We start from the raw sequence: 679 nt of genomic DNA, 5'->3' as shown, positions 1-679 counted from the left end.
TTAGGATAAGCCCTCGACCGATTAGTATTGGTCAGCTCCATGCATTACTGCACTTCCACCCCCAACCTATCTACCTCGTCGTCTTCAAGGGGTCTTACATACTGGGAAATCTCATCTTGAGGGGGGCTTCACGCTTAGATGCTTTCAGCGCTTATCCCTTCCGTACATAGCTACCCAGCGGTGCTCCTGGCGGAACAACTGGTACACCAGCGGTACGTCCATCCCGGTCCTCTCGTACTAAGGACAGCTCCTCTCAAATTTCCTACGCCCACGACAGATAGGGACCGAACTGTCTCACGACGTTCTGAACCCAGCTCGCGTACCGCTTTAATGGGCGAACAGCCCAACCCTTGGGACCTACTTCAGCCCCAGGATGCGATGAGCCGACATCGAGGTGCCAAACCTCCCCGTCGATGTGGACTCTTGGGGGAGATAAGCCTGTTATCCCCAGGGTAGCTTTTATCCGTTGAGCGATGGCCCTTCCATGCGGTACCACCGGATCACTAAGCCCGACTTTCGTCCCTGCTCGACTTGTAGGTCTCGCAGTCAAGCTCCCTTCTGCCTTTGCACTCTTCGAATGATTTCCAACCATTCTGAGGGAACCTTGGGGCGCCTCCGTTACTCTTTAGGAGGCGACCGCCCCAGTCAAACTGCCCACCTGACACTGTCCTCGCACCGG

At 55.7% G+C, this 679-nt stretch carries 1 rRNA gene; it reads right to left on the bottom strand.

The features are described 5' to 3' along the window. Position 1 precedes the first annotated feature (1 nt). A 23S ribosomal RNA gene (locus NLX74_RS25525) occupies positions 2-679 on the bottom strand; the annotation flags it as partial.

The sequence above is a fragment of the Paenibacillus sp. MZ03-122A genome, assembly GCF_024213325.1.
Lineage (GTDB): Bacteria > Bacillota > Bacilli > Paenibacillales > Paenibacillaceae > Paenibacillus > Paenibacillus polymyxa_B.
Note: the sequence above shows the minus strand (reverse complement) of the source record. Positions and strands in the feature narration are given on the sequence as shown.